The sequence below is a fragment of the Enterococcus sp. AZ071 genome (assembly GCF_050499065.1).
Classification (GTDB): domain Bacteria; phylum Bacillota; class Bacilli; order Lactobacillales; family Enterococcaceae; genus Enterococcus_A; species Enterococcus_A ferrettii.
The window spans coordinates 20,545-41,773 of the sequence record NZ_JBIPAS010000003.1; the positions used below are offsets into that span (position 1 = coordinate 20,545).

The 21,229-nt window shown below is 36.4% G+C and carries 23 protein-coding genes; 4 read left to right on the plus strand and 19 right to left on the minus strand.

The features are described 5' to 3' along the window. Position 1 precedes the first annotated feature (1 nt). The 8 genes from IGI49_RS24810 to IGI49_RS24845 form a co-directional block, all read right to left on the minus strand. Positions 2-862 (minus strand): hypothetical protein, encoded by an 861-nt coding sequence (locus IGI49_RS24810; protein WP_429966124.1) that lies wholly within the window; start codon positions 860-862, stop codon positions 2-4. Continuing rightward, entirely contained in the window at positions 834-3,377 is a 2,544-nt protein-coding gene (locus tag IGI49_RS24815) for a VirD4-like conjugal transfer protein, CD1115 family (protein WP_429966123.1), read from the minus strand. The genes IGI49_RS24810 and IGI49_RS24815 overlap by 29 nt, the downstream gene beginning before the upstream one ends. A gap of 30 nt (positions 3,378-3,407) precedes the next feature. After that, positions 3,408-5,747: a hypothetical protein gene (locus IGI49_RS24820; RefSeq protein ID WP_429966121.1), complete on the minus strand. Its 2,340-nt coding sequence runs from the start codon at positions 5,745-5,747 to the stop codon at positions 3,408-3,410. Between the two features lie 181 nt (positions 5,748-5,928). Beyond that, positions 5,929-6,204 carry a TrbC/VirB2 family protein gene (locus IGI49_RS24825; RefSeq protein WP_429966120.1) on the minus strand — a complete coding sequence of 92 codons (276 nt, stop codon included), beginning with the start codon at positions 6,202-6,204 and terminating at the stop codon, positions 5,929-5,931. 1 nt (position 6,205) lies between these two features. Further along, entirely contained in the window at positions 6,206-6,418 is a 213-nt protein-coding gene (locus IGI49_RS24830) for a DUF5415 family protein (RefSeq protein ID WP_429966119.1), read from the minus strand. 96 nt (positions 6,419-6,514) lie between these two features. Further along, entirely contained in the window at positions 6,515-7,273 is a 759-nt protein-coding gene (locus tag IGI49_RS24835; RefSeq protein WP_429966118.1) for a class A sortase, read from the minus strand. A gap of 6 nt (positions 7,274-7,279) precedes the next feature. After that, on the minus strand, positions 7,280-10,546 hold the full coding sequence (locus IGI49_RS24840) for a SpaA isopeptide-forming pilin-related protein (RefSeq protein ID WP_429966117.1): 3,267 nt from the start codon (positions 10,544-10,546) through the stop codon (positions 7,280-7,282). Positions 10,547-10,707: 161 nt separating this feature from the next. Continuing rightward, complete coding sequence (locus tag IGI49_RS24845) at positions 10,708-11,427, minus strand: hypothetical protein (protein WP_429966116.1); 720 nt, start codon at positions 11,425-11,427, stop codon at positions 10,708-10,710. A gap of 251 nt (positions 11,428-11,678) precedes the next feature. Here IGI49_RS24845 and IGI49_RS24850 point away from each other — a divergent pair, with 251 nt between their 5' ends. Next, positions 11,679-11,894: a CopG family ribbon-helix-helix protein gene (locus tag IGI49_RS24850; RefSeq protein WP_429966115.1), complete on the plus strand. Its 216-nt coding sequence runs from the start codon at positions 11,679-11,681 to the stop codon at positions 11,892-11,894. 119 nt (positions 11,895-12,013) lie between these two features. On the opposite strand, the gene IGI49_RS24855 is transcribed toward IGI49_RS24850, so the two are convergent. Then, positions 12,014-12,214, minus strand: a complete 201-nt coding sequence (locus IGI49_RS24855; RefSeq protein WP_429966114.1) for a hypothetical protein — start codon at positions 12,212-12,214, stop codon at positions 12,014-12,016. Between the two features lie 135 nt (positions 12,215-12,349). Here IGI49_RS24855 and IGI49_RS24860 point away from each other — a divergent pair, with 135 nt between their 5' ends. Further along, on the plus strand, positions 12,350-12,682 hold the full coding sequence (locus IGI49_RS24860) for a hypothetical protein (protein ID WP_429966113.1): 333 nt from the start codon (positions 12,350-12,352) through the stop codon (positions 12,680-12,682). A gap of 53 nt (positions 12,683-12,735) precedes the next feature. On the opposite strand, the gene IGI49_RS24865 is transcribed toward IGI49_RS24860, so the two are convergent. The 9 genes from IGI49_RS24865 to IGI49_RS24905 form a co-directional block, all read right to left on the minus strand. Next, a complete protein-coding gene (locus IGI49_RS24865; protein ID WP_429966112.1) occupies positions 12,736-13,077 on the minus strand; it encodes a hypothetical protein in 342 nt (113 codons plus the stop codon). A 23-nt stretch (positions 13,078-13,100) separates the two neighbouring features. Next, on the minus strand, positions 13,101-13,427 hold the full coding sequence (locus IGI49_RS24870) for a hypothetical protein (protein WP_429966110.1): 327 nt from the start codon (positions 13,425-13,427) through the stop codon (positions 13,101-13,103). A gap of 16 nt (positions 13,428-13,443) precedes the next feature. Then, positions 13,444-13,698, minus strand: coding sequence for a hypothetical protein (locus IGI49_RS24875; RefSeq protein WP_429966109.1), 255 nt, complete (start codon positions 13,696-13,698; stop codon positions 13,444-13,446). A gap of 11 nt (positions 13,699-13,709) precedes the next feature. Then, positions 13,710-13,940, minus strand: a complete 231-nt coding sequence (locus IGI49_RS24880; RefSeq protein ID WP_429966108.1) for a hypothetical protein — start codon at positions 13,938-13,940, stop codon at positions 13,710-13,712. Positions 13,941-14,013: 73 nt separating this feature from the next. Continuing rightward, entirely contained in the window at positions 14,014-14,268 is a 255-nt protein-coding gene (locus IGI49_RS24885) for a hypothetical protein (RefSeq protein WP_429966107.1), read from the minus strand. Between the two features lie 104 nt (positions 14,269-14,372). Further along, positions 14,373-14,693 carry a hypothetical protein gene (locus IGI49_RS24890; protein WP_429966106.1) on the minus strand — a complete coding sequence of 107 codons (321 nt, stop codon included), beginning with the start codon at positions 14,691-14,693 and terminating at the stop codon, positions 14,373-14,375. 182 nt (positions 14,694-14,875) lie between these two features. Next, positions 14,876-15,100, minus strand: a complete 225-nt coding sequence (locus IGI49_RS24895; protein ID WP_429966105.1) for a hypothetical protein — start codon at positions 15,098-15,100, stop codon at positions 14,876-14,878. A gap of 657 nt (positions 15,101-15,757) precedes the next feature. Next, complete coding sequence (locus tag IGI49_RS24900) at positions 15,758-16,216, minus strand: hypothetical protein (RefSeq protein ID WP_429966104.1); 459 nt, start codon at positions 16,214-16,216, stop codon at positions 15,758-15,760. A 1,120-nt stretch (positions 16,217-17,336) separates the two neighbouring features. Then, a complete protein-coding gene (locus IGI49_RS24905) occupies positions 17,337-18,827 on the minus strand; it encodes a primase C-terminal domain-containing protein (protein WP_429966103.1) in 1,491 nt (496 codons plus the stop codon). 588 nt (positions 18,828-19,415) lie between these two features. Between IGI49_RS24905 and IGI49_RS24910 the strand changes: the two genes are divergently transcribed. Both IGI49_RS24910 and IGI49_RS24915 read left to right on the plus strand, forming a co-directional pair. Then, positions 19,416-20,231, plus strand: a complete 816-nt coding sequence (locus tag IGI49_RS24910; protein ID WP_429966102.1) for an AAA family ATPase — start codon at positions 19,416-19,418, stop codon at positions 20,229-20,231. A gap of 4 nt (positions 20,232-20,235) precedes the next feature. Next, positions 20,236-20,637: a hypothetical protein gene (locus tag IGI49_RS24915; protein WP_429966101.1), complete on the plus strand. Its 402-nt coding sequence runs from the start codon at positions 20,236-20,238 to the stop codon at positions 20,635-20,637. A 259-nt stretch (positions 20,638-20,896) separates the two neighbouring features. Here IGI49_RS24915 and IGI49_RS24920 read toward each other — a convergent pair whose 3' ends face one another. Continuing rightward, on the minus strand, positions 20,897-21,022 hold the full coding sequence (locus IGI49_RS24920) for a putative holin-like toxin (RefSeq protein ID WP_429966152.1): 126 nt from the start codon (positions 21,020-21,022) through the stop codon (positions 20,897-20,899). Positions 21,023-21,229 lie beyond the last annotated feature (207 nt).

A 21,229-nucleotide genomic window follows, 5' to 3' on the forward strand; every position in this document is an offset into this window, starting at 1 on the left:
CTTACACTTTCAAATTTTTGAAAGTCAATCTTGCTTCTTTCAAATTTCGTACTTCTTCTTCGTATTGATCCGCAAAAATCCTTTTGACCCAAGCTTTTTTTACGTTGAATATTTCCCATCCGTAGCCTAGCTTAGAAAGAGTCTCTTTTTTGCTGAAAGCCCCATGAACTGCCAGAGTATATTGTTGCGTAAATAATGCAGTCGAAAGATCACCAAGTTTAATATTTAATTCGTTTAAATGTAGCGTGAAAAGCAGTAACTTTCGTTCTTTTTCTGCTTCTTGAACGTTCTGAAATTTTTTCCTCCATGATTTGTTGTGAGGAAAATAGGTATAACCACGCTGCTTTAAATCGTCTTTTTCATTGAAGCAATTGAAAACGACAATATAGGCCTCTGAATCCCTTTTCTTTGAGAATTTCCAAGAGTCAATATCTCCATACCATTCTTCCAGTTTCGATAAGTCAGGAGAATCGGTAGCAGAATATTTTAGATCCTCTACCGAGATCAACCCTAAACGTAAGCCTGTCAAAAGTAATTGATGGTAATATGAATAGAACGATTTTTTGTGTGTCTTTTCTCCTGTTTCCATAAACTCAACATGATGCGCTAATTCATGTATGCCGGTTATCAAAACTGAGGTTGATTTTCTTGATAAATTGAACACTTCAATCATTCGGTCATTGGGTGTATATCGTCCGAATTTTGACTTTATTTCTTTTGAAACAATAGCAACTTTAAAATCCGAATAACTCTCACTTTCTTTAAAAGTTTCCTGCAACATTCCAACGAATAATCTCTTTAGTGTGTTGTTCGCATCCAATCGAAGTCCTCCTTTAAGTATGATTTTCTTTGATAAAATCAATCAGTCTTTCAGCTGCTTCTGAATTTTGAATCGTCTGCTTAACTTCAACAATTCCTTGACTTGCTGACTCAGATAATTTTTTCAATATCCTTTCTCTATCTTCTAAAGAAATCGAATAAGATTTGAAGAGCTGATCAATAATGACAGGTTCTTCTTCTACCAATTCAACTTCTTCATCTGACGTATCAAACATAAAAATTTCCTCAATGTATTTGTTGAAGTCAATTGCAAAATCCTCTAAATCTAAGTCTCTGTGTTTTGATTCAATATCAAAATTAATCCAATCTTTTTTAGTATCAAATTCGTCTGCTAAGAAAGTATGACGATACGGCATAATTGTTTCTTTCGTGTTAAAGATCGGATAAGGTCGCACTCTATTTCCCTCTAAATCTTTCCTGTGCAACGTTCTAGTAACAACCGTCTCTCCTTCTAACAACGAGCTTAATCGCTCGTAGGTAAGCAAGTATTCGCTTTCTGGTTTCTTTGTCGCATTATTCTCTAGGCTCAATGCTTTTTCACTCGAATTTGACTCAGCAATTGTCCTGTTTCCAACTTCTCTTCGAACGTCTTCAATGGTGTCTTTATCCTTTGACATTAAGTAGATGGTATTTTGACAGTTTTCTTTGATTGTCTTTCCTTCATCTTTTCCATATTTATTAAATTGAGAATTACTCTGAACATAGAAATCAAAGTAAATATTACGACCCAAACAAGCAGTTACGATGTTCTCTAAATTGCTAATCACTGGCATTTGACCAAATTCATTCAGCTTATGCCCTACCCATCGGTGACAAGAACCACCTCTTGTTATTGTGCAATTTTTGACCAGCTCTTGATAAACCTGAGAGACAAAGATACTTGAAATAGGATGTAGTGATTTGTCTGCATCGGGAATAATCATAAATACAGCAATCGGTTTATCTAAGTAGGTCATTTCAATAGAAAGTAGCTTGTCAAAATGATCAGTTATCTTAGTGAGTTTTACTTTATAGTCTTCACCTAAACTCGATAGGTCGATTGAATAGCTATTTTCGAATATAGCTTTTTTGGAATCCTGATAAACAATTTTCAAGATATCTCCATTTTTCAAATCATAGTTGAAGTTCAAAACTGCAACTCCATTTACGCTAGGTTTAATGGTTTCCATTCCAAGAAGTCGTTTGCCACGCATGAATTTCACCTTTATACGTTGGTTGCTCATTTCCTTAGAAAAGACTATTTCTATATCCTTCGGAAAACCAAGTCGCTTCAAGTCAAAACTATTAATTGATGTCATTTTTGCGACTTTCTCAAATTGAAAAATTCTTAGCCCTCTAATTGCGGTTGAAAGTATACTTCCCCTCTCACGATCTCCAGCGAAACCTGTTGAAGCATACTGCGCCTTTGCAATACTTCCTTGTGGTAACTGCCGAAAGTATTCATCTAACGCATTCTTTTCTTGCATTGTTTCAGGATTCACCCATTTGTAATTTCCCATTTCTATCAAAAATTGGGCGACATTATACATAGTGACTTTGTGTAGTTCATTGGTTTGGCTTTCTTTTTCTAGTAGAGCTAAAATGATCGCATTAATTACACCTTGCGCTGTCTCGTTAAAGTGAACTGTAGTGCCTGTAGCTTTCGGATTATGATATAAAGAAAATGTGATAGAGTTTACCAGCAGCTGCACAGTATCGTAATCCTGCAATTTCCAGTAAGTTATTGCCAAATGAAGAAGCTGAAAACTCATACCTTGCAACGGATCAATAAGATTTAATACAAGGTTTATATAGCCGCGTTCCTTCAAAGGGTCGTTTGCAGCTGCAAATTCTTCTCCTTTTATATCATTTAGTACCAAAGAGTCTTTTATTTCTGCCCTAGACAAAATATCAATGTTGGGAATCAAGTACATTTCATCTTTACCAACACGAGAAATACCAATAATCCTGTTATTCACAGTGTTAGTATCTATGTAGTATTTCCCTTTATGATGACTTATTGGAAAACCGCCACGACCTTTATAGGTTTCTTTGCGGTCTGGTATCTCTTTATACTGTTTTTTTATTTCGTCAATAGTTAGCAATCGGCTATCCCCTTTTTGACCGATAGCAAGTTTCTTGAAACGAAATGATAATTTTTTATATACAAAAAAAACTATCCCAGCAGAGATACAAAGGATCACAACATATGCTGGAATAGGCATTCTTAATTTAAACGCATTGATAAGCTTTACTGGTTCAATCTCATCATACAAACTGGTGTATCTCTCGCTTGTAAGTATCCCTCTCAATCGTTGAAATAGTAGCGGTAACAAAAGATATATCGTTGAAAAGAAATAGTTTATTAGCAGAAAAATGACACTTCCAGTAGTCAGAGAAAAGTAAAAAACCCATTGTGGAACTCTCGGCTTTTCGTCGGGTAAGTCTTCCCCATCTATGGAAACATTTTTTCGTTTATTTATGTTTACTCTCTCAATCATCTGTTTCCTAATCATTTCGAATCCAGAATCTTTACTTTTAGTCTTTATTTGAACCACAGAGGAATCACCCCTTTCCTTTTCTCTCTGCTACTTCCCCAATAGACTATTCGCTTCCTTATCTTTACCACGTTGATATAAACACAGAGCAACGGCTTCTTTACGATCCGTGCTAAGATTTTTGAAGTAATCTTTGTCGTTTTCAAAACTTGCCACAACACTATCTACATCATCTTTCAATAAATTCTCATCTAAAGAACCACTATCAGAAGAAAAAGAACGGTTGAACTTCTTAAGAGCTTCTAAGTCTTTGTCTGCAAATATTGCTTGTTCGATTTCATTCACTTTTGACGGAAATTCTTTTGCAGCTTCGAGGTACTTTCCTTCACGCATGAGTGAATCATAGCTCTTATTCTCTATTTCGCTGTTTGAAGAATCGCCTGTCATGAACTGTTCAAGAGCCTTTTTGCTTTCTGACAGAACTTGATTAGTCGCTGCAAGATCAGATTGCATGTTCTTATTGGAAATATGCTGAGAAACACCATAAGCAACCGAACCACCTGCTAAAGTGAACAAAGCTACGAATGGAAGAACCTTCGAAAGCGACCATGATTTGATCAATGCTGGAGCTTCTACATTTTGTTGTACAGCGGGCACATTGTTTGTTTGCTGATTCAACATTTCCATAATACTTTTCATTTGTTCACGTTGAATTTCTAATGATTGTTGAGATAAAGTTGATTGGGCTAATAACAAATCATCATAAGATTTTTCAACATGCGCTGATTTGATTTCCTTATCTTTAAAGTTTGTTTCACTTAAAGATATCTCTCTTTCTTTCAATTTGTTTTGTTCTTCGATCAACTTCAATTCAGCTTCTCGCTGCTGGTTCTCTAAATCTCTTTGAACTTCGTCTTTAAGCTTCTGTTCATTTTCATTTAAAGTATTCTGCAACTCAGCTAAGTAGGCTGTCTCGGATGTTTCAGCAGTCACTTTCAATTCTTGAATAGCTTTTGTCATCCGGTCTAAAATCTCTTTTTTCGTCAGTAAAATAGACTCGGTAGCGGAGCGTTTTAGTGATACTTCTTTTTCTCTAACAGCTACCACGAATTCTGATTGAAATTGAAGATCCCTCGCCTTTTCAAAGTCACAGACAATTTCGTTAATTTCTGCAAATCGCTTCTTAATGAAGATATCCATATCTTTCTTATGTCTCTTTTTCAGCTGTGCGATTTCTTCCTCTTGTTCGGTAACTAAATTTTCTTTTTCAACTTCAAATTTGTCTTTTTCTGCTTTTTCTAATTGAGCGATACTTTCTGATATTTTCGCCTTTTGCTGTTGCTCTAGACTCTGTTGAAATTCTTCGATCTTTTTTTCGAAGTTATCCTCACTCAAATCACTTTCAAAAAAGACACTTTCAAGAGTATCAGATGTTGCTTCTTTCAATTCTAAAACATTAGACTCAAAATCAGTCTTCACTTTTTGATAAAATTTCGGATCAATAGCTTCAGATATTAGCGCTTTTTTCTTCTGCCCTAATCTACTTTCTTGATCAACAAATCCTAAGAGATCGCAAAATATTTCTTTGGTTCTCTTCTCTTTTTGTTCCAGCAAATCTATATAGTTTTGTATTACTTTTTCTGAATTTTCGATATTAAGATAGTCATTAATATCTATAAAAGCAGGTTCAGTCTGAATATTGTTAATAGGATTTACTTCTAAAGTAGGAGTTGCAGCATCTACTTCTTGGCTAGTTTCAGGATTATTCGCCGTCAAAATTTCTGGAATATCATCATATTCAATAGGTGCTGATTCTTCTGAAAGTGAACCTAGAGACTTTTCAGACTCTTTTGTGTTCGTTAAGACATCTAGTGGAATCTTTTCCTTTGTATCATTTTCCTTTTGATGCGTGTCACTTGGCGCGGTTGCTTCCTTTTGCTGTCCATTATTTTTTAAAGATGATGGGCTTAATTTTGGAAACCCTTTTGGACCTTTAGATAGCAAAGCTGATTTGAATTTAGTCATTTTATTGTCTTTGCTAAAGTTATACTTAGAAGGATTTTCTCTTTCGTCTTGAAATTGTTCAAGAAGCGTATCACTCAATACTTCAAGTTCTTGCGCTTCTTCACTGCTCACAGATGCAAGTGTTTGATAAATATCATCTACAAGCACACTATCGAGACTTGAAGGATCATCAGTATCTATCTCTATGTCCTCAAAAACGAAATTTTTACCGAATTCCTTACCGACTAACGACATAGAAAGAGTCACTACACTAACGCCATTTTCTGCACAGCTGGCTAATAAATCTTGCAAAGCTATATCAGCAGAAGAAAGGTTCATTTCTTTTTTTAGCGACAACTTCTTTAATTTTTTCGCTTCTTTGTTCAATCTATCGAAGCGTATTGTATAAATTTCATTTGTGTTCATTTGTACACCCCTCAATATTGTTCAGAATAATCACCATCAGGATTCATGCCAGGGCGGATATTCGTTCGGATTTACTTAAATATTTTCCAGCTGAAGGAAGAATATCCACGCATTTTTTAAGAAAAAAACGAACTTTCAAAAATTACCAGTTTAAAAGGGATTCTAAGAAGAATCCCTAATCCTAAAATGTCGTTGTTGTCTGAATCCATGAGGCAATCGTTAAAGCACCAAAAATTAGCGCCCCACCTCCAAAAATATACAGCAGCCAAGGTTTAGCCGTATCCGCTCCCTTTCTACCACTCATAAAAAGAAAACCAGCAGCAACGATACAAAGAACCATTAATGGTGGTGCTACTTTTTTTGTTTCTTTTACTACATCATTAAATGACTTTGCTAGATTGTCGCCAACACTACCGACAACCCAAAAATTTGCTTTCCATAATAATTTTTCCAACATATTAATTGCCCCCTTGTTTTAAGCTGCCTAAAACAACTTTCATCATTTCTTGATCTAAAACGCTTTTTTCCCATTCCTTATCGTCACCTTGAAGCACTAACATTTTTCGCTCATTCAATTTTTGCTTTTGCCATTCTTCTAAATTATGGATGCCCTTTTTTTCAAGAATTCTTTTTGTTGCTGCTTCTATATCTGTCAATCTTTTCTTTGCCATATATTCCTCCATCTTTATTCCCCTATTAATTGCTACTGGAAATATGTTCAACAATCCTTTTTAAAGTAGGGGGGATATTATTCTTTTTTCATTGATTTAATTCACTTGAAAAGCTTCTTTAACATGAGCTGGACTATTAGAAAGAGTTTTTTGTTCTATCAACTCACCCTTCACGATTCGACGTCTCTTAGTACCAGCACCGCCGTAGCAAGTTACTAGGGTACAAATCGGTGTTTCGTCGTCAGGAATATCTTCTAACAAGTCCGTCCTTGTATCATTGAACACATCATTACTGGTTACTCGAAAAGTGAATACTTCTTGATAATCAGTTAAATAAACATAACTGCCAATTTTCGAGTTTTTCAATGGAGCAAATAAAGATGTTCTACTTGCCATATTGTGACCAACTAAAACATAATTTCCTTTGCCTAATTGTCTCTCGCTGCTGTTCTCAGCATCATAGTAGGTACATGCACCTAAATATTGGTTATCGCCGTAAAACCCCTTAAAGATGCCTAAATGGATGTTTGTATCTGGCATGTACATTCCTCCAGTTAGAATTTTCTTGCTGGTACCTCTAGCATTCCTAAAATTGGCGGCTACCACATCATCAGCGCTTACTTCTACAACATCGTTTAGATCATAAGTAATCAATTTTGGAGAAGTTTTTTCATTCAACGAAGCGTTCCTTTTTACTTCCGCAGCATGCACTTTTTCCTGTTTCAAATCTCGTGCCAGAAAATGACGATAACTTGTATAAGCGCCCGCTGACAGAATAAATAAAAGAGCAATAGCGATCATTGCTCCTTTACTAAGATATTTTCTTTTTTTGACTGTAATTTTTTTTACTACCATAAGCCATCAACGACTCTTTTGGAATTTAACATCATAAACAATCACACCCGTAGCAATCACACCAACACTTGCTAAGAAGATTGGCAAGACAGATTTCTTATTACTTTGACTCGTTTGAGGCATTGTTTTTTCTTGTGGAGTCTCTTTTGGAGTTTCCTTTGGTGTTTCTTTTACAGCTGGAGTCACTGGTTTTTCTTCTACTTTCTCAGGGCGGATGGTTTGTTTCTCATTATTTAAATCGAAGTGCTCGGTGTATTTGTCTGTATGCTTTTCATCATTAAACACTTCATGCGTTACAACCAGTTTTTCGCCCTTTTTCAAATTGTATTTCTTCGCATAGTATTGGAAGTCTACCGTGAATTCCTCTTTTCCATTCTTGACTTCTCGTGTGTCTTTAATGGTTTCTAACACTTCAGACTTAGGGTCTTTTGTGGCAGCTGCATCGCTGCTTGTCGTAGCTTTTGTATCTTGGACCTTGTGCAATTTGTGAATCCAATACTTTTTCTGACCAATTTGTGATTCAGGAAATTCTTGACTTACTTTGTCCGCAAGCTTTTGATCCTTTGTCGCGTCTATTTCCTGATCACCATTCAGCGTAGTAAACAACGTTTCAATTTTTGGTTCCTCTTCAGGCACATTAGGAATTTCTGGCGTCACTGTTTGTTCTTTGTTGTCTAAATCGTTGTGATCTGCCGCTTCTTTCCCATTGCCCTCTTTATCCAATTCGTCGAGTGCTTCTGTCCAAACATACCTCGTATTTTCATCATCGTTTGACGTATCTACGATAGTTTCAACGACTTTTTCCATGGTTTCTTTTTCAGCGACAAAATCTTCGTCTGCTTCATAGACAACTGTTGCGTTTTCTTTGTCATCATTTTGGATTCTCCACAGTTTGATTCGTCTTAGGCGATAATTTCCGCCTTTATTCAGATCAGAAAGGCTGATCGTATCTTTCATCGGTGTTTCTTTTCCTGGCACAAATGTTTGTTTCCCATCTACACTTGCTTTAGTGGAAATCTGAGGCGCTTTAACCAAATCGTTGGTAATCATTAACTTGCCTAGAGAAATATGGTTAGATCCTTCATTGATCTTACTTTCTTCAACAGTCAGCGTTTTGATTGGTTCCTTTTGTCCTTCTTCTGTAATTGTCACATTGTATTCACGTTTTTCTGTATCGAACGTAGATTTTAAGATCAGGTCTGTCATTTTCTTGTAGCCATCTGGTGCGGCTACTTCAGAAATACGATAATCGCCATAAGGAAACTCTTTGAACGCCCAATAGCCATCATAACCGTTCGCATCTGTTTGTGTTTCAACTTCTACAGGTTCACCTTTTGTTGGATCAATCGGTGTCAGAGCAAACTTGATCCCGTTGTAGCCAGAATTCACTTTTCCGGATTTTGATTGCAGGTACTTAAAGCCGTCGATTGACAATTTAATGACCTTTTCTTGGGAAGTCACGTCGTCGGAAACAACTTTCGTGTCTTGATCTTTGTACTTCAGTTCAAATTCACGTTTTGTTGAATCAAGTTGGTACCCTTCGGGCGCTTTCGTTTCTAGCCAATAATAGCCATTTAGTGCTAAGTGCTTCACTCCAGCGGTCTGATCTTTATCGTCAATACGAATAACAACAGAATCATCGTCCATTTTTACTTTCGTGCCGTTTGTCAACTCAGGTTTTACCCGATCCGTCCATTTCACAGGTTTACCATCTTTATAGAACAAACCGTACTCAGCACCTTCAAACGAAGCCCGGCCTTGTGTGTCCTTCTTGGTTTCTTCATCTTCTTTAGTTAAGATAGAGGATCCGGTCACTTCTTGGTTTGTTCCCTTGTCATTCACTACAACAACCGGTGTCTTTTGATCTTTATATTCAATTTTTACGGTCACTGGTTTAAAGGTGTTCACAAACCCGTTAGCAGCAGTCTTTTCGGAGACATAATAGGTTCCTAAAGGCAGCTTGTTGCTAGAAGTCGCAATCCCTTGGTCATTTGAAGTGATCGTTTCTACTACCTTGCCGTCTTTATCTTTTTCGCGGATCTCAAACACATTCCCAGCACGAGAATAGTTACTGTTCCAAGGGTCTTTTCCACTTTCAACACCTGTTTTTTCAATCACGATCTGCCCGGTAGCTTTGACGTTTCGTGCTGTCACGATGGCCGTCCCCCCTGCTTTCACAACACCTTCGTAAGTATCGCTTTCGCCGATAGCCGAACCCAAGACATAGGGTTTTGGAACACCGATTTCAGTTATTTTGTATTTCACACCATTTGGAATATCTATAACTTTAACTTTTCCGTTACTGCCGGTAGTGACTGTTTTAGCAGCTGGTGCATTTTCTCCACTGAATTCCGCTTTAAATTTTGTATCTGGCAAATAGGCATTCGAGTCTTTGTCTACTTTGCCGATTTCAATGTCCCCAGTGGTTTTAATATCCCATTTGACCGAATAGCTTGCTGGATCGGAAATTCTAGGAGTAACAACTGTTTGAGAATTTTCTTTTGTCCAAATTATTGGTGTTCCATTAGCAAAACTTTTCAAGGCAGCATAAGTACCTGTTACCTTGGTCGGATCTGTTGGAGTAACATTAACCGATAATCCATCAGGAGCAATTTCAAATCTAACATTGGAATCGTTGGACACAACATTATCATAGGCTCTTAAATCTACTCCTCCACTATTTAGTGTTTTCGTTTTTCCATATTCCAATTGAACTGTACTTTTGTCAAAACTAGGAGCTTTTTTATAATCTTCAACTGCATTCATCAGTGTTTGCTTCAGCTGAGGAAATTCTGGAATTTGATCAATTGATGTAATGTTGAGATCATATGCTTTCAAATAACTCCAAACCACCGCTCTTGTAGCAATCTCTTCGTGTTGTGTCTTATTTGGAAAAACATTTTGCCAAATACAAGCGGCAATCAATGCGTCTCTATCTACCGCAGATGATTCTATTCCCTCATACCCATCGGTCCACTGACCACCTGTCAATGGAACTCCTGGAGCTACACAAAAAACCATTTCGTTATGACCATCTGGATACTGAACAGCCAATGAAGCTGTTACATCTGACCAAGCAACCCCACTTTTTGTACCTCTCATAGTATATAAATTGTCAGTATCGTAAAAAACTCTACCTGTTACTGTCTGTCTCGTAGTTCTTAACTTAATATCCTGGTCTTTATCTTCAGTGGCATGAACAACACTCTGACCACAAAGAAAAAGGATTATAGCTAAGATGATGCTAAAAAATCCTAAGAAAGATTTTTTCATTATCTCGTTCTCCTTCCAAAAAAAATAGCTAATCGAATTCGATTAGCCAACATCATTAGTAGAATCTGTTCTATGAACTATTTAATTTCATTTTATCCCACCTTTCAATTTATATAAAAAAGACTCCACAATTTTATTGTGAAGTCTGAATTTTAACTATTTTATTTGAAAATTTGTCTGTAACCATAACTTGGTGAAGACACGCTATTTTCGATCAATACTTTTCTAGCATAATCATCAATCCAAGCTTTAGCTTCACTTTCCGTGTTGAATATTTTTGAACCTTCCTTAATCCCATATTTAGCATCTTCTGAATGTGCAACATCAAACCAAACTGTCCAAACTAACTTAGGCTCAACAGGCTTTGTTGGATTAGTAGGATTCGTTGTACCCTGATCTCCTCCACTATACATTGCAACACCTTCGTATCTCCAGCCAGCACTCACTAAGTTATTTTTTTCGTTCACATCAGTTGTAAAGTGATGTGTTCCGGTCTTAGCATTGGGATTATACAGTCTGTGAACTGGTGTGGAACCGCCTGATTGCCATGCAATTCCTTCATCTCGCCAGCCTTGATTGGTCAGGTTAGTGACTTCATTTTTATTCAAAGTATAATGATGATCTCCCCCGTTATTTGGGTTAAATACTCGGTAGACTGGAGTCCCTTTGGCAGGCACTTCCCAGGCATTTCCTTCAGCTCTCCAACCTGCATTAACCACAAATGGAATTTCGTTCCCATTTGCTGTATATAGATGTTCCCCAGTGTTCGGATTGTATGCACGGTACAAGGTTGCTGCATCAGCAGCTTCACTCCCTGCTGCAAATGCTCCTAATCCTAAACCAACTATTAATGCTGCTTTCAATAAATTTACCTTTTTCATTTTAATTTTCCTCCTTGGATTTTTAATTACCTTTAAAACAATCATACGTACATTATACCTTAACCAAAAAAATAATCCTTCTGCGTTATGACCATATTTAGGTCGATTCTGATTTCTTTCCTACTGATCCACATGGATCTTTAGTCAAAACGAAAAAGTGGCGCCACTTCACAAAAGTAATGTAACATATTTAGAAAGCTATTGCAAGTAAAGTGACGTCACTTTATAATGTTCATAAAGGAGGGTTTACTATGTCTATTAATCGAAATAAAACTGACCGTGTACCTATTACAACTCCAAAAGATCTTACTAAAGAAATTGACGCCTACAAACAAGTAAAAAAATATTCATCAAGATCTAGAGCCATACAGGAATTAGTCAAATTAGGACTTGAATCTGAATACAAAAGACACCCCGGAATGAAAAATGACATTCAACTTGTACTTGATCAATCAATCGAAGATTAGTTAATACTTAAGATAAGGAGAGTTATTCACGGTAATGCCTCTCCTTTGCATACAATCGGTCGTTAACTGACTATCGAATTTCCTGCACTTGTTGATTCGTTTTAATATTTCACATCTTGTCAATTGCATTCTGCTTCATTGGATTTTTTACGGCTATTAGTGATTTTTCTACAAATAGTCCCATTTAATGAATTATTCTCCGAGAAGAACCCCTTCAATGCAGGCTCCTTTTTCATAACTGATTGGCTCTTAGCAGTATCGTTCTTCAATAGTGCCACTAAATAATTAGCCTCTTTCTCAGTTAAATTAATCGTAATCATCTCTGCCCTCCTAATTCCGTTAATTCTTCCATTTGCTGAGTTAACTGACTTGTTTCAATCTCTTACTACTGCATTCCCTTTTTAAATTTTTTTGATAATGATATAATTAATAAAAAAAGATTGAGGTGATTTAGAATGAGCCAAGTACAGTTTCTACTTGTTGCTTTTTGTGCTCTCGGTTTTTTTGGTAGTCTTTCAATACTTACACCTAATGTTCCTTGGCGTGATTTTACTATTCTCTTTCGCAAAGAAAAGAAAGAAGAGTACCTCAAATTTTCCAATAGCTTTCTTGGAAAAACTTGGCTAGTTGTTGGCTGCTGCTCACTAATTTTACTTTCAGTTACTTTTGTTATAAGAATCAACATCCGTCCTCAATTAATTATAATTTGTTTTGTAGTCTTTTTATTAGTGATGAGAATTCTACTGGAAATAATTTGGCAGAAAAATAAAATAACTTCTAAGAGATAGTGCGATTTTAGTGCTATCTTTTTTATCTTCTTACTATTCCACTATCCTGGTGGTTAGTTAACTGCATAATCATTTTTTATTGCCAGGAATCGCAATAGCACTTCTTGCCTTTTGTACTCTTCCATACATTTCCAAAGCTCAACTAATTGACGTGGAACCCACGACCTCCCAGCTGCTAACTCATTGATAATGCCAGTCGGATGAAAGCCGTACTCTCGAACTTCTTTTGTTTCATCTAACATCCAATTAAGCAAAATATCCTGATTTTCTGTTAGATTGCTATTCAGAAAGCTGAAATTTCTCAGCTTTATAAAATCACTGGTTCCTTGTACTTCTTCGATAGAAAAAGAATCACATCGCCCAATCGGTTTACCATTGTTGTAAATTAGACTCATACTTTTCTCCCTTCTATCCTTGGTTAATTGCCTGCTTCCAATTTTTCAATAAGGACGTTTAACTCATGTAAAGCTCTAAAAGCGGTCATCTTATCCATCTGTTTGTTAATTCCCTTGCCGTTTTTTATAGCCTGCAGTTCCTTAGCAGCTTCTTTCAATAAATCAAGGTTTGCCCCAGATGTATTGATACTTTTTTCTACCGAGTAAATTGTATTGATTGACTGCTTTACACCTTCCACATATCCGTCGACCCACATTGGGTTTCTATCATCGTTCACATCAATTCTATTATCAGTGGGTTCAGCTTTTGCCATTTCAAGTAATGTTTGAATTATTTTTTGATTGATCATTATTCTTCCTCGCATTTCATTTTTTATTTGGCGGTAAAATCCGCCAGGACGTTTCAGAGGTTGGATCGAAGAAATTAACCTCTTTACCACACTTAGGACATTTGACACCTAATAACGTTCCTGTCGGATGAGGTTCAAGTGTTCTAAGATACAAACGCCACCATCTATTGTCTCGGGTAAGTCTGAATTTCCAACCGCAATCAGTAGTTACATCCCATTTAGGAGTTGTACCTTCATCCACAAAATCTCTTTCATAGTTGCAGTACTTCATAAGATTTCGCCTCACTTCAAATTCAAAAACTGAAGATCAATAATGTTTATTTGGTCAAGCGTTTTTAACTTCATATCATCGTCATAGGCCTTGTCATAATAATCCCGCTTGCCTTTTATATTTTCAGGTGGGTTGCAGATGATTTCTGGTTTGGGTAAATCTGGCATATTCACATATACTTTGATCCCCCAACCATTAGTAATTGCTTTATCAATTTTTTCTAAGAACTCTTCTTTTTTCATTTGTCATCCTCTTTCTTATTCCGTTCTTTCGGTCATGTGCGGACATAAAATCTATTCGATTTCCTCCGCTAGCTTACTTTCTGAGTAAAAAAGCAATTATCTTCTTATAAACAGGGATCGTTCTTTTTTCGAGTTCTTTCTGTTTCCAACAAAAAAATTCGTTATCGTCAGTTAAATTTTCAATCTTAATACCTTTCTTTTTTTCAAACTTAGCTATTAGGCTCCATTCCAACTGGGCTGAGGGATTCATGATAAGATTTTTCTCGTCCTCATAACCTATCAAATTTTCTCGAACATCATTCTTGTACGTCAGTAGTCTTTCTGACAAGACCATTCATCTCCTTTAAAAAGACCTTCTAAAGCCCATTTGTGGACTGTTTCCTCCATTGCTGAGTTAGTGGAAATGGGCCCACCAACAAAAGACCAGTTCACTTATCCGCCTCTTTTTTGCCTGCCTCGTGGCTGAACAATTCTACCTCGATTAATTTTCACACCATTTTTCACATATAGACAGTACGTACCACTCGAGATTATTCGTACAGACTGAATCGGAATGATTGTTTTCATCCGAAATTTAGATAACAAGATCACTTCTTTTACTTCTAAAATCGATTGATCATCCACTACGTTATTATCGATCAACGAGGCCGTCATATTGGGAGAGACTTTCAGAAAAGACAGGTTGTTTTGCCCATCAAAAACCGGATTAACTGTCTTCCCAATTGGAAGTGTGATTGTTTTTTTCTCTTGCATCGGTTGCCTCCATTCTTTTTTTGAATCCTATTTATCTTTTCTTTGCTGACGAAAAACCATGGGCTTTCCGCCAGTATAGAAATTCTGCTTTTATGACAGACTTTTTTTCGTTTTTCGATCCTTCTAATAAAGCTTGATAGATCTCTTGGATGGTGTACCCTTTTCCTTGCAATCTGCAATACTTATTTAGGGTCAGATCGTCTAGTGTGAGTGGTTCTAACTTTTTCAACGTTGGATTCCTCCTCTCGATCGAAAGTAATTAGGACCATACCAGCCAGGTTCAAAAAGATACACAGGATACAAATCCCGATGCCGACCTGATTGATCCATGAGACAATTAACATGACAATACTTGCTACCAACAACACGACCAACAATTGAATCGTTACCTTTTTTTCTTCTGGCATTTTTTCTCCTTGTATTTAAAATCATCCACTAACTCAATGAAATGGTACATACTCCTAAACACCTTTTGTTTACTAGCTTTGCATAGACAATGTGATAATCACTGAGTTAACAGTAACCTCAGACGTTTAAGCATCCATTCACGTCCAAACTTTGAGAAACAAGGTTATTTTCACAAGATAACCTTTGAGTATGGTTAATCGCTCCCTGTAAAACTCTTACAGATCTTGGCAATTCTCCCTCTGATAGTAGCAGCACACCTATTCAACATTTTGCTGATTGCAGGTATTCCTCCAAGCCCTTTAGTAGCTGCTGATGATTAGCTTGGAGTAAGTCTAGCTAGTTTTATATTCAATTATCCTCCGAGTATATACTGTCTGTCGTGTTCGTTATCAACAACCACAGCGAGTATAAATCCAGATTCTTTGTGTTAGAAAATCTTTGCTAGTTCCTGTTTTGAAAGCCTAGCAAACAAAAGGTGTTTAAGCTCGTACGCTCATTTTTCTAGGCGCCGATAAAGTTCTGATATTTTCCCCATAGCCAGAACCGACATGATCGCTGCTCCAATATAAAAACCAACAAAGAAAATCACAATTTTTATAATCATCGTCTCACTCTCCCTTTTTTATTTTGAAGTGAAATTAAGTTAACCCTGGCATTTAAGTATCTTTCTTCGTATACCAAAAATCTCGAATACCAAAAACCCAACATTGGAACTCTTGCCTGTCCAGTTTAGAATAGATCTTTCTCGCTTGATCCAACATCTTTTTACGGCTTTCATAGTGTACTGCATCTCTGAAAGCCTGCTTATTCAATTCGGATTGGATTTTGTCGCTATTTTTGCTTCTAATTTTCACAAAATTATTATCACCCGTCGTTACAACTACTTCACCGTTCCAGCAGGCTACCAAGTCCCCTCTAAACCAAACAAATTTTATTTGGTTAAAGATCTTACTAACTGGTACTTCATAGAGCTCAACTTCTTCTCCCATGTTCCCTGTAGGAACTACTCTATACGCCACACCCTGGCGAATATTCCATGTGTGTTTATTGAAACACTGGACCCTACATCGTTTTTTCTCTAGGTCGGTTACCTTTACAACAATACCTTTCGACATACTTTCACTCCTTTACTCGTTTATATGCGACGTGAATAAACAAAAAACTTAAAGAATTGATTCCTGCCCGAAAAACAACAAAAAAAGGGAAACGCAGTCTACACTACGTTTCCCTTTATCAGATCATGTGTATCATTTCCCCAAGTTCCGCTTGATCATTATATTAATTTGACTGACACTATTAGGAATTTCGAGAAAAATTATTCCCCTTTTTCGATGAAAATCCTAACAATACCGATCCAATTTTGATATAATGACGAATGTCTGGAGAAATCCATGACCCGAAGGTTAACGCAGTAAGGCCTATACTTACTGCCTACAGCTGGTCTATGACGGAGCCTGAGAAACTCCTGAGATCAGCTGAGCCTTTGGTTATTTTTTTCAAACACTTTGGTATCTTGCTTGAGGAGCAAGAATCAATTCGCTTTCAGTCTAATCCTTTTATTGCTGATAAGTCAAGCAATATTTCTGTGATTCCTCTGAGAAACAAACTGCTCAAACTTCACTCCTCACCGTTCTTCAAACCTTACATCTCATTTTTTTGTTTTTTTATAAAATATCCAGTCTCCTCTCACTAATCATTTTTAGAATGTTTAAACAATTATTCCCAAAAACAAAAGTATTTAACCAACCAAAACTATCGTTATTTATTTTAGCAATCTTTTTTATCAATACTGGATAGAGATTTCACTAAACAAATTAGCATCTTACTGGCAAAATAAGTCATCTCTTGCTGGGGAACTAGCCATGGCGATTAACTCAAAATGAAATTAACGTCTTAATCTCACATAAAATTATAACAGATTTTTAACCGAATGCAAACGTATGTTCGCTAAAGCGTTCAAAGATGAAATATAGAATCAACATTGGGCTAAGGCCCAGCTAAAATAAGCTAATTTCATTTAATCCAAAAACCCAAGAAGCTGCTAATGCAGCAACCACTATCAATCAACAATAAAGAAACTAAAAAGAATAAAGGATAAGAGCGGACAGCAACAAACGCCTTATAAATATCGCGAATGCAATCAAAGGACTGCCAAATTACTTAGTATTCACAACACCACGGAAAGACAAAGCAGTATCATAGATATATTGTATAGGCAGTTTGCGGGTTTTATTTTCAGCCAGGAGCCGCCTTCAGCAATTCAATTTGAGTGTATCCATTTCCCATCGGTAATAGCTGTTCAAAAATCTCTTGAACTAATGTACCGGCCACACTAAAAGCTTCCCTAATCGCTTGAAAATAAGCCTCGCGGACTTCTTTTTTGGTTAAGATGATTGTTCGCATCAACGCTTTAACTGAAGCTATCATGATTCCGCCGCCGCGGCCGCGCGTAACTCGATAAAACACCTGGTTACTCTCTTTCAGCTTTTTCAGTGCAGCATCAAAACTTCTCTCCGGCACGCCAATTTCTTCACGAATCTCTTTCTTTGTAGAGTAAACAAATGGCTTATAGGTATAACTTTGTTCGTTTAGGTAATGGAGAATATCTTGCTGCCATTCTTTTGAGTGACTTTTCACTCGATCCTTTCGATCCTTTTTGAATTTCCACCAACCGGCTTTGTTACTAAATAGCTGATCATCTGTCAAATTTGGTGAAACCCAAGCATGGCAAATCTCCCGGACAAAATCTTTTGAAGCTGCCTGGTACTCTCCTGAGTAGGCGCTTTTCACGACTCGCAGGATCTCTGATTCTCTCAAAGGATTGCTGAAGCGTTCATTCAGCATGATCATGTTGTACTCACATGTGGCTTTATCATATCCTGAAGAATAGTATGCTAAAGAAAGGGTAAAAACAGCATTGTTTCGACCCAATAAGCCTTTTGATCCTTTTAATTTTTCAGAATGCAGCAGCAAATCAAACCACTTTTCATCAACCTGACGTATCTCATTTTTTTTAGCAGTTGGGAACGGGATCACCACTCCTGGCTTATCTCCAGATTTTTTCATAGACCAAGAGATCCACTCTTGGAAAGAATACCGGTAAGATTCCTCAAAGAAAAGAACGTTGTCGCTACGTGGAATTCGCGCAATACCAAAATGATTGCAACCCAGGTCCACTCCTGGTAATTCTTTAGCAAGTTCTTTGCGAATATTCTCGGAGATCCGCTTTGCCACATTGATCACTTTGAAGTTACTTTTCTTAGTAACATAGACAGCTTTTTCTAAAGCAAAATAAGCCTGGTATCCTCCAGGTGTATCTACAATCAACGTTGGTAACAAACCAATACGATCAAACGCTGCAAGTACAATCTCACCATGACTAAATTTTTCACCGGTAACGTCAATATCAACAACAAAAGTATTGATTTGACGCAGATTTTCTTCACTATGCCCTTTTGTAAACTGGCGGCTTTTATCAGCATATGTTCCAAATCTATACACGTTTGGTGTCCAATGAGTAAGTTGATCCCCATTCTCTATTGCTGCTTCTTCAGAAGTAATGACCATGCCTCTCCCTTGAATCATATGCTCCTTAGACCGGTAACCAAAAACAGCCCCTTTGTTCTCCTCAGCAGTACCAGCTGGCTTAATCTTGCTATTCTTATACTTGTAAATTCTCAAACCATCATTCAAAACCATTGTTACCATATCGTTTGCCTGGTACATATAATCACCTACTATTCTCAAATTAAAAATGCATGACTAAAAAGTCATGCATTTGTTTTATTGATTCATTCTCATACTCAAATAAGCCTAAAACAATTGAGTTTTTAGCGCTTTTTTGATATTATGTAATCAATAAATTGGATTTTCCAAAAGCATGAGCAGCCATTAATTCAGGGTCGAAGTTGAATTAATGACTGTTTTTTTTTTACTATCTTCAAAGTATATTATCAGCAGACTTTTGTAAATGAAAAAATACAATCAACTTTATCACCAGTATACCAGTGTATAAGTATACCAGTATACTGGTATACCACAAAAGTATACTGGTATACTTTTTGTAAAGTATACCAGTATACTACATCCACATTTAACTTGTACTACTCCCGTGAGATTAAGACAAAATTTGAAAATATACTAGTATACTAGTATATAAGTATACTGGTATACTAGTATACTTATAAGATCTATGTTCTTTATTTCAAAAGTATACTAGTATACTTTTGAAATAAAGTTTTCTATTTGCTTGCTCTTGATACTTCACCGTGGTATACTATTGCTAACTTAATAAGAGTATACGGAGGATATAGTATGGGTAAAGTTTATGTTGTCGGAAATTTCAAAGGTGGTGTAGGGAAGACCAAGACTGTTACTATGTTGGCTTATGAAAATGCTACCCAATTCAACAAGAAAACACTAGTTATCGATTTAGATCCGCAAGGCAATGCCACAACTATTCTTGCAAAAACCGGGAACGTAGAGGATATTTCAAAAAATGTCACTGATGGTTTTTTACAAGGGGATTTGTCCAGTCAGATTACACCAATCATTAATAATTTAGACTTAATTGCTTCAAATACCGCATTTAGGAATTTGTCTAAAATTCTTATTCAAAATTTTCCTGATGATGAAAGTAGTCAAATCACTTATTTAAACAAGTTGATTGAACCTCTTAAAGCTGATTATGATTCCATATATATTGATGTTCCACCAACAATTTCAGATTATAGCGACAATGCTATGTTAGCAGCAGACTATTGCATCATCGTCTTACAAACACAAGAATTATCATTAGATGGAGCACAAACATACATTGCTTATATGCAATATTTAGCAGATAATTATTCGAACAGCCTTCAAGTCCTAGGAATTATTCCATGTATGCTCAGACCTGGAGGACGTGTGGACAACAAGGTATTGAATCAAGCACATGAACTTTATGGTGGCAATGTAATAGATACCATAGTTAAATACCAAGAACGGCTCAAGGTATATGATGTTGAAGGAATAAAAATAAATTATTCATACACTGGAAAGCCTGATGGTTGGGATTTAAAAGCACATCAAGTCTTCATAGACGTTTTGAATGAATTAAATGAGCACGAAGACTATTTAGAAAGAGGGTAAAATTATGACAAAAAAATTTACTCCCTTAATTGATAACTCAAAAAGCTCTACCCCTGCTAAAACAACCCTAGAAGAAAAACAGGTTGCTATAAAAGGAAATAAGGACTTTGGCCGGATTGCTGGTGACTCTAATACAAAAAAGGTTGCTCCACAAAAGAAATTAATGATAAATGAAGAAGATCCACGATTGAAAGCAACTATGACCCAGAAGGTATCTCCTGCTGTTAATTTGAAAATTAACACATTAAAACCCTTTTTAGGTGAATTAGAGAATATGCCTAAAGCTACAGTTAACGAAATTATCGATCTATTGATTGACAGTTATACTGGTACTAGATTAACTACTAGGCAGCAAGAAGCATTTAAATCCATGTACGAAATGCAATATGAAATGATAAAAAAATAGTATACCAGTATACTGGTATACTTTATCGATATTTATATAATTAATAGCATATTGAAAATTTCTGGCACTAAAAGATAGTTTGTCTTTTATCATACCAAAATTTATATGGTAATAAGTTTTCGTATTACCGGGTAATATGCTATAATATAGACGAAAAGGGAAGTTGCACTAACAACCTCCCTTGGGACAGCTTCACCGTTTAAGACGGCGGCTTCGGTTAATTACTTAAAAATAATCGTCCTCAGCGAAAAAGCGACGGTTATTTTTTTTTGTCTTTTTTTAGCAACTCGACAACCAAGCTAATTAGAGCAATGGTAAACATACCAAAACCTAAAATCACTTGGACCGTCTCGTAAGCAGACAAAAGGGCATCTCCTTTCTTCAGATTTTTTGCGTAAGATCATACGCACCACCTCGTTTCAGAAAAGATAGCCACCGTCATATTCGCTTTTACTGTCCTGTCTGTATTATACCATTTCTCACCCAGTTATGATTGGGGTTCATCATGCAACCGTACAAAAAAGGACCATAGAAAAACGAACGAACAACATGATTTAAATGTTAATCATTCGTTTTTGATTTAACGTTTAGC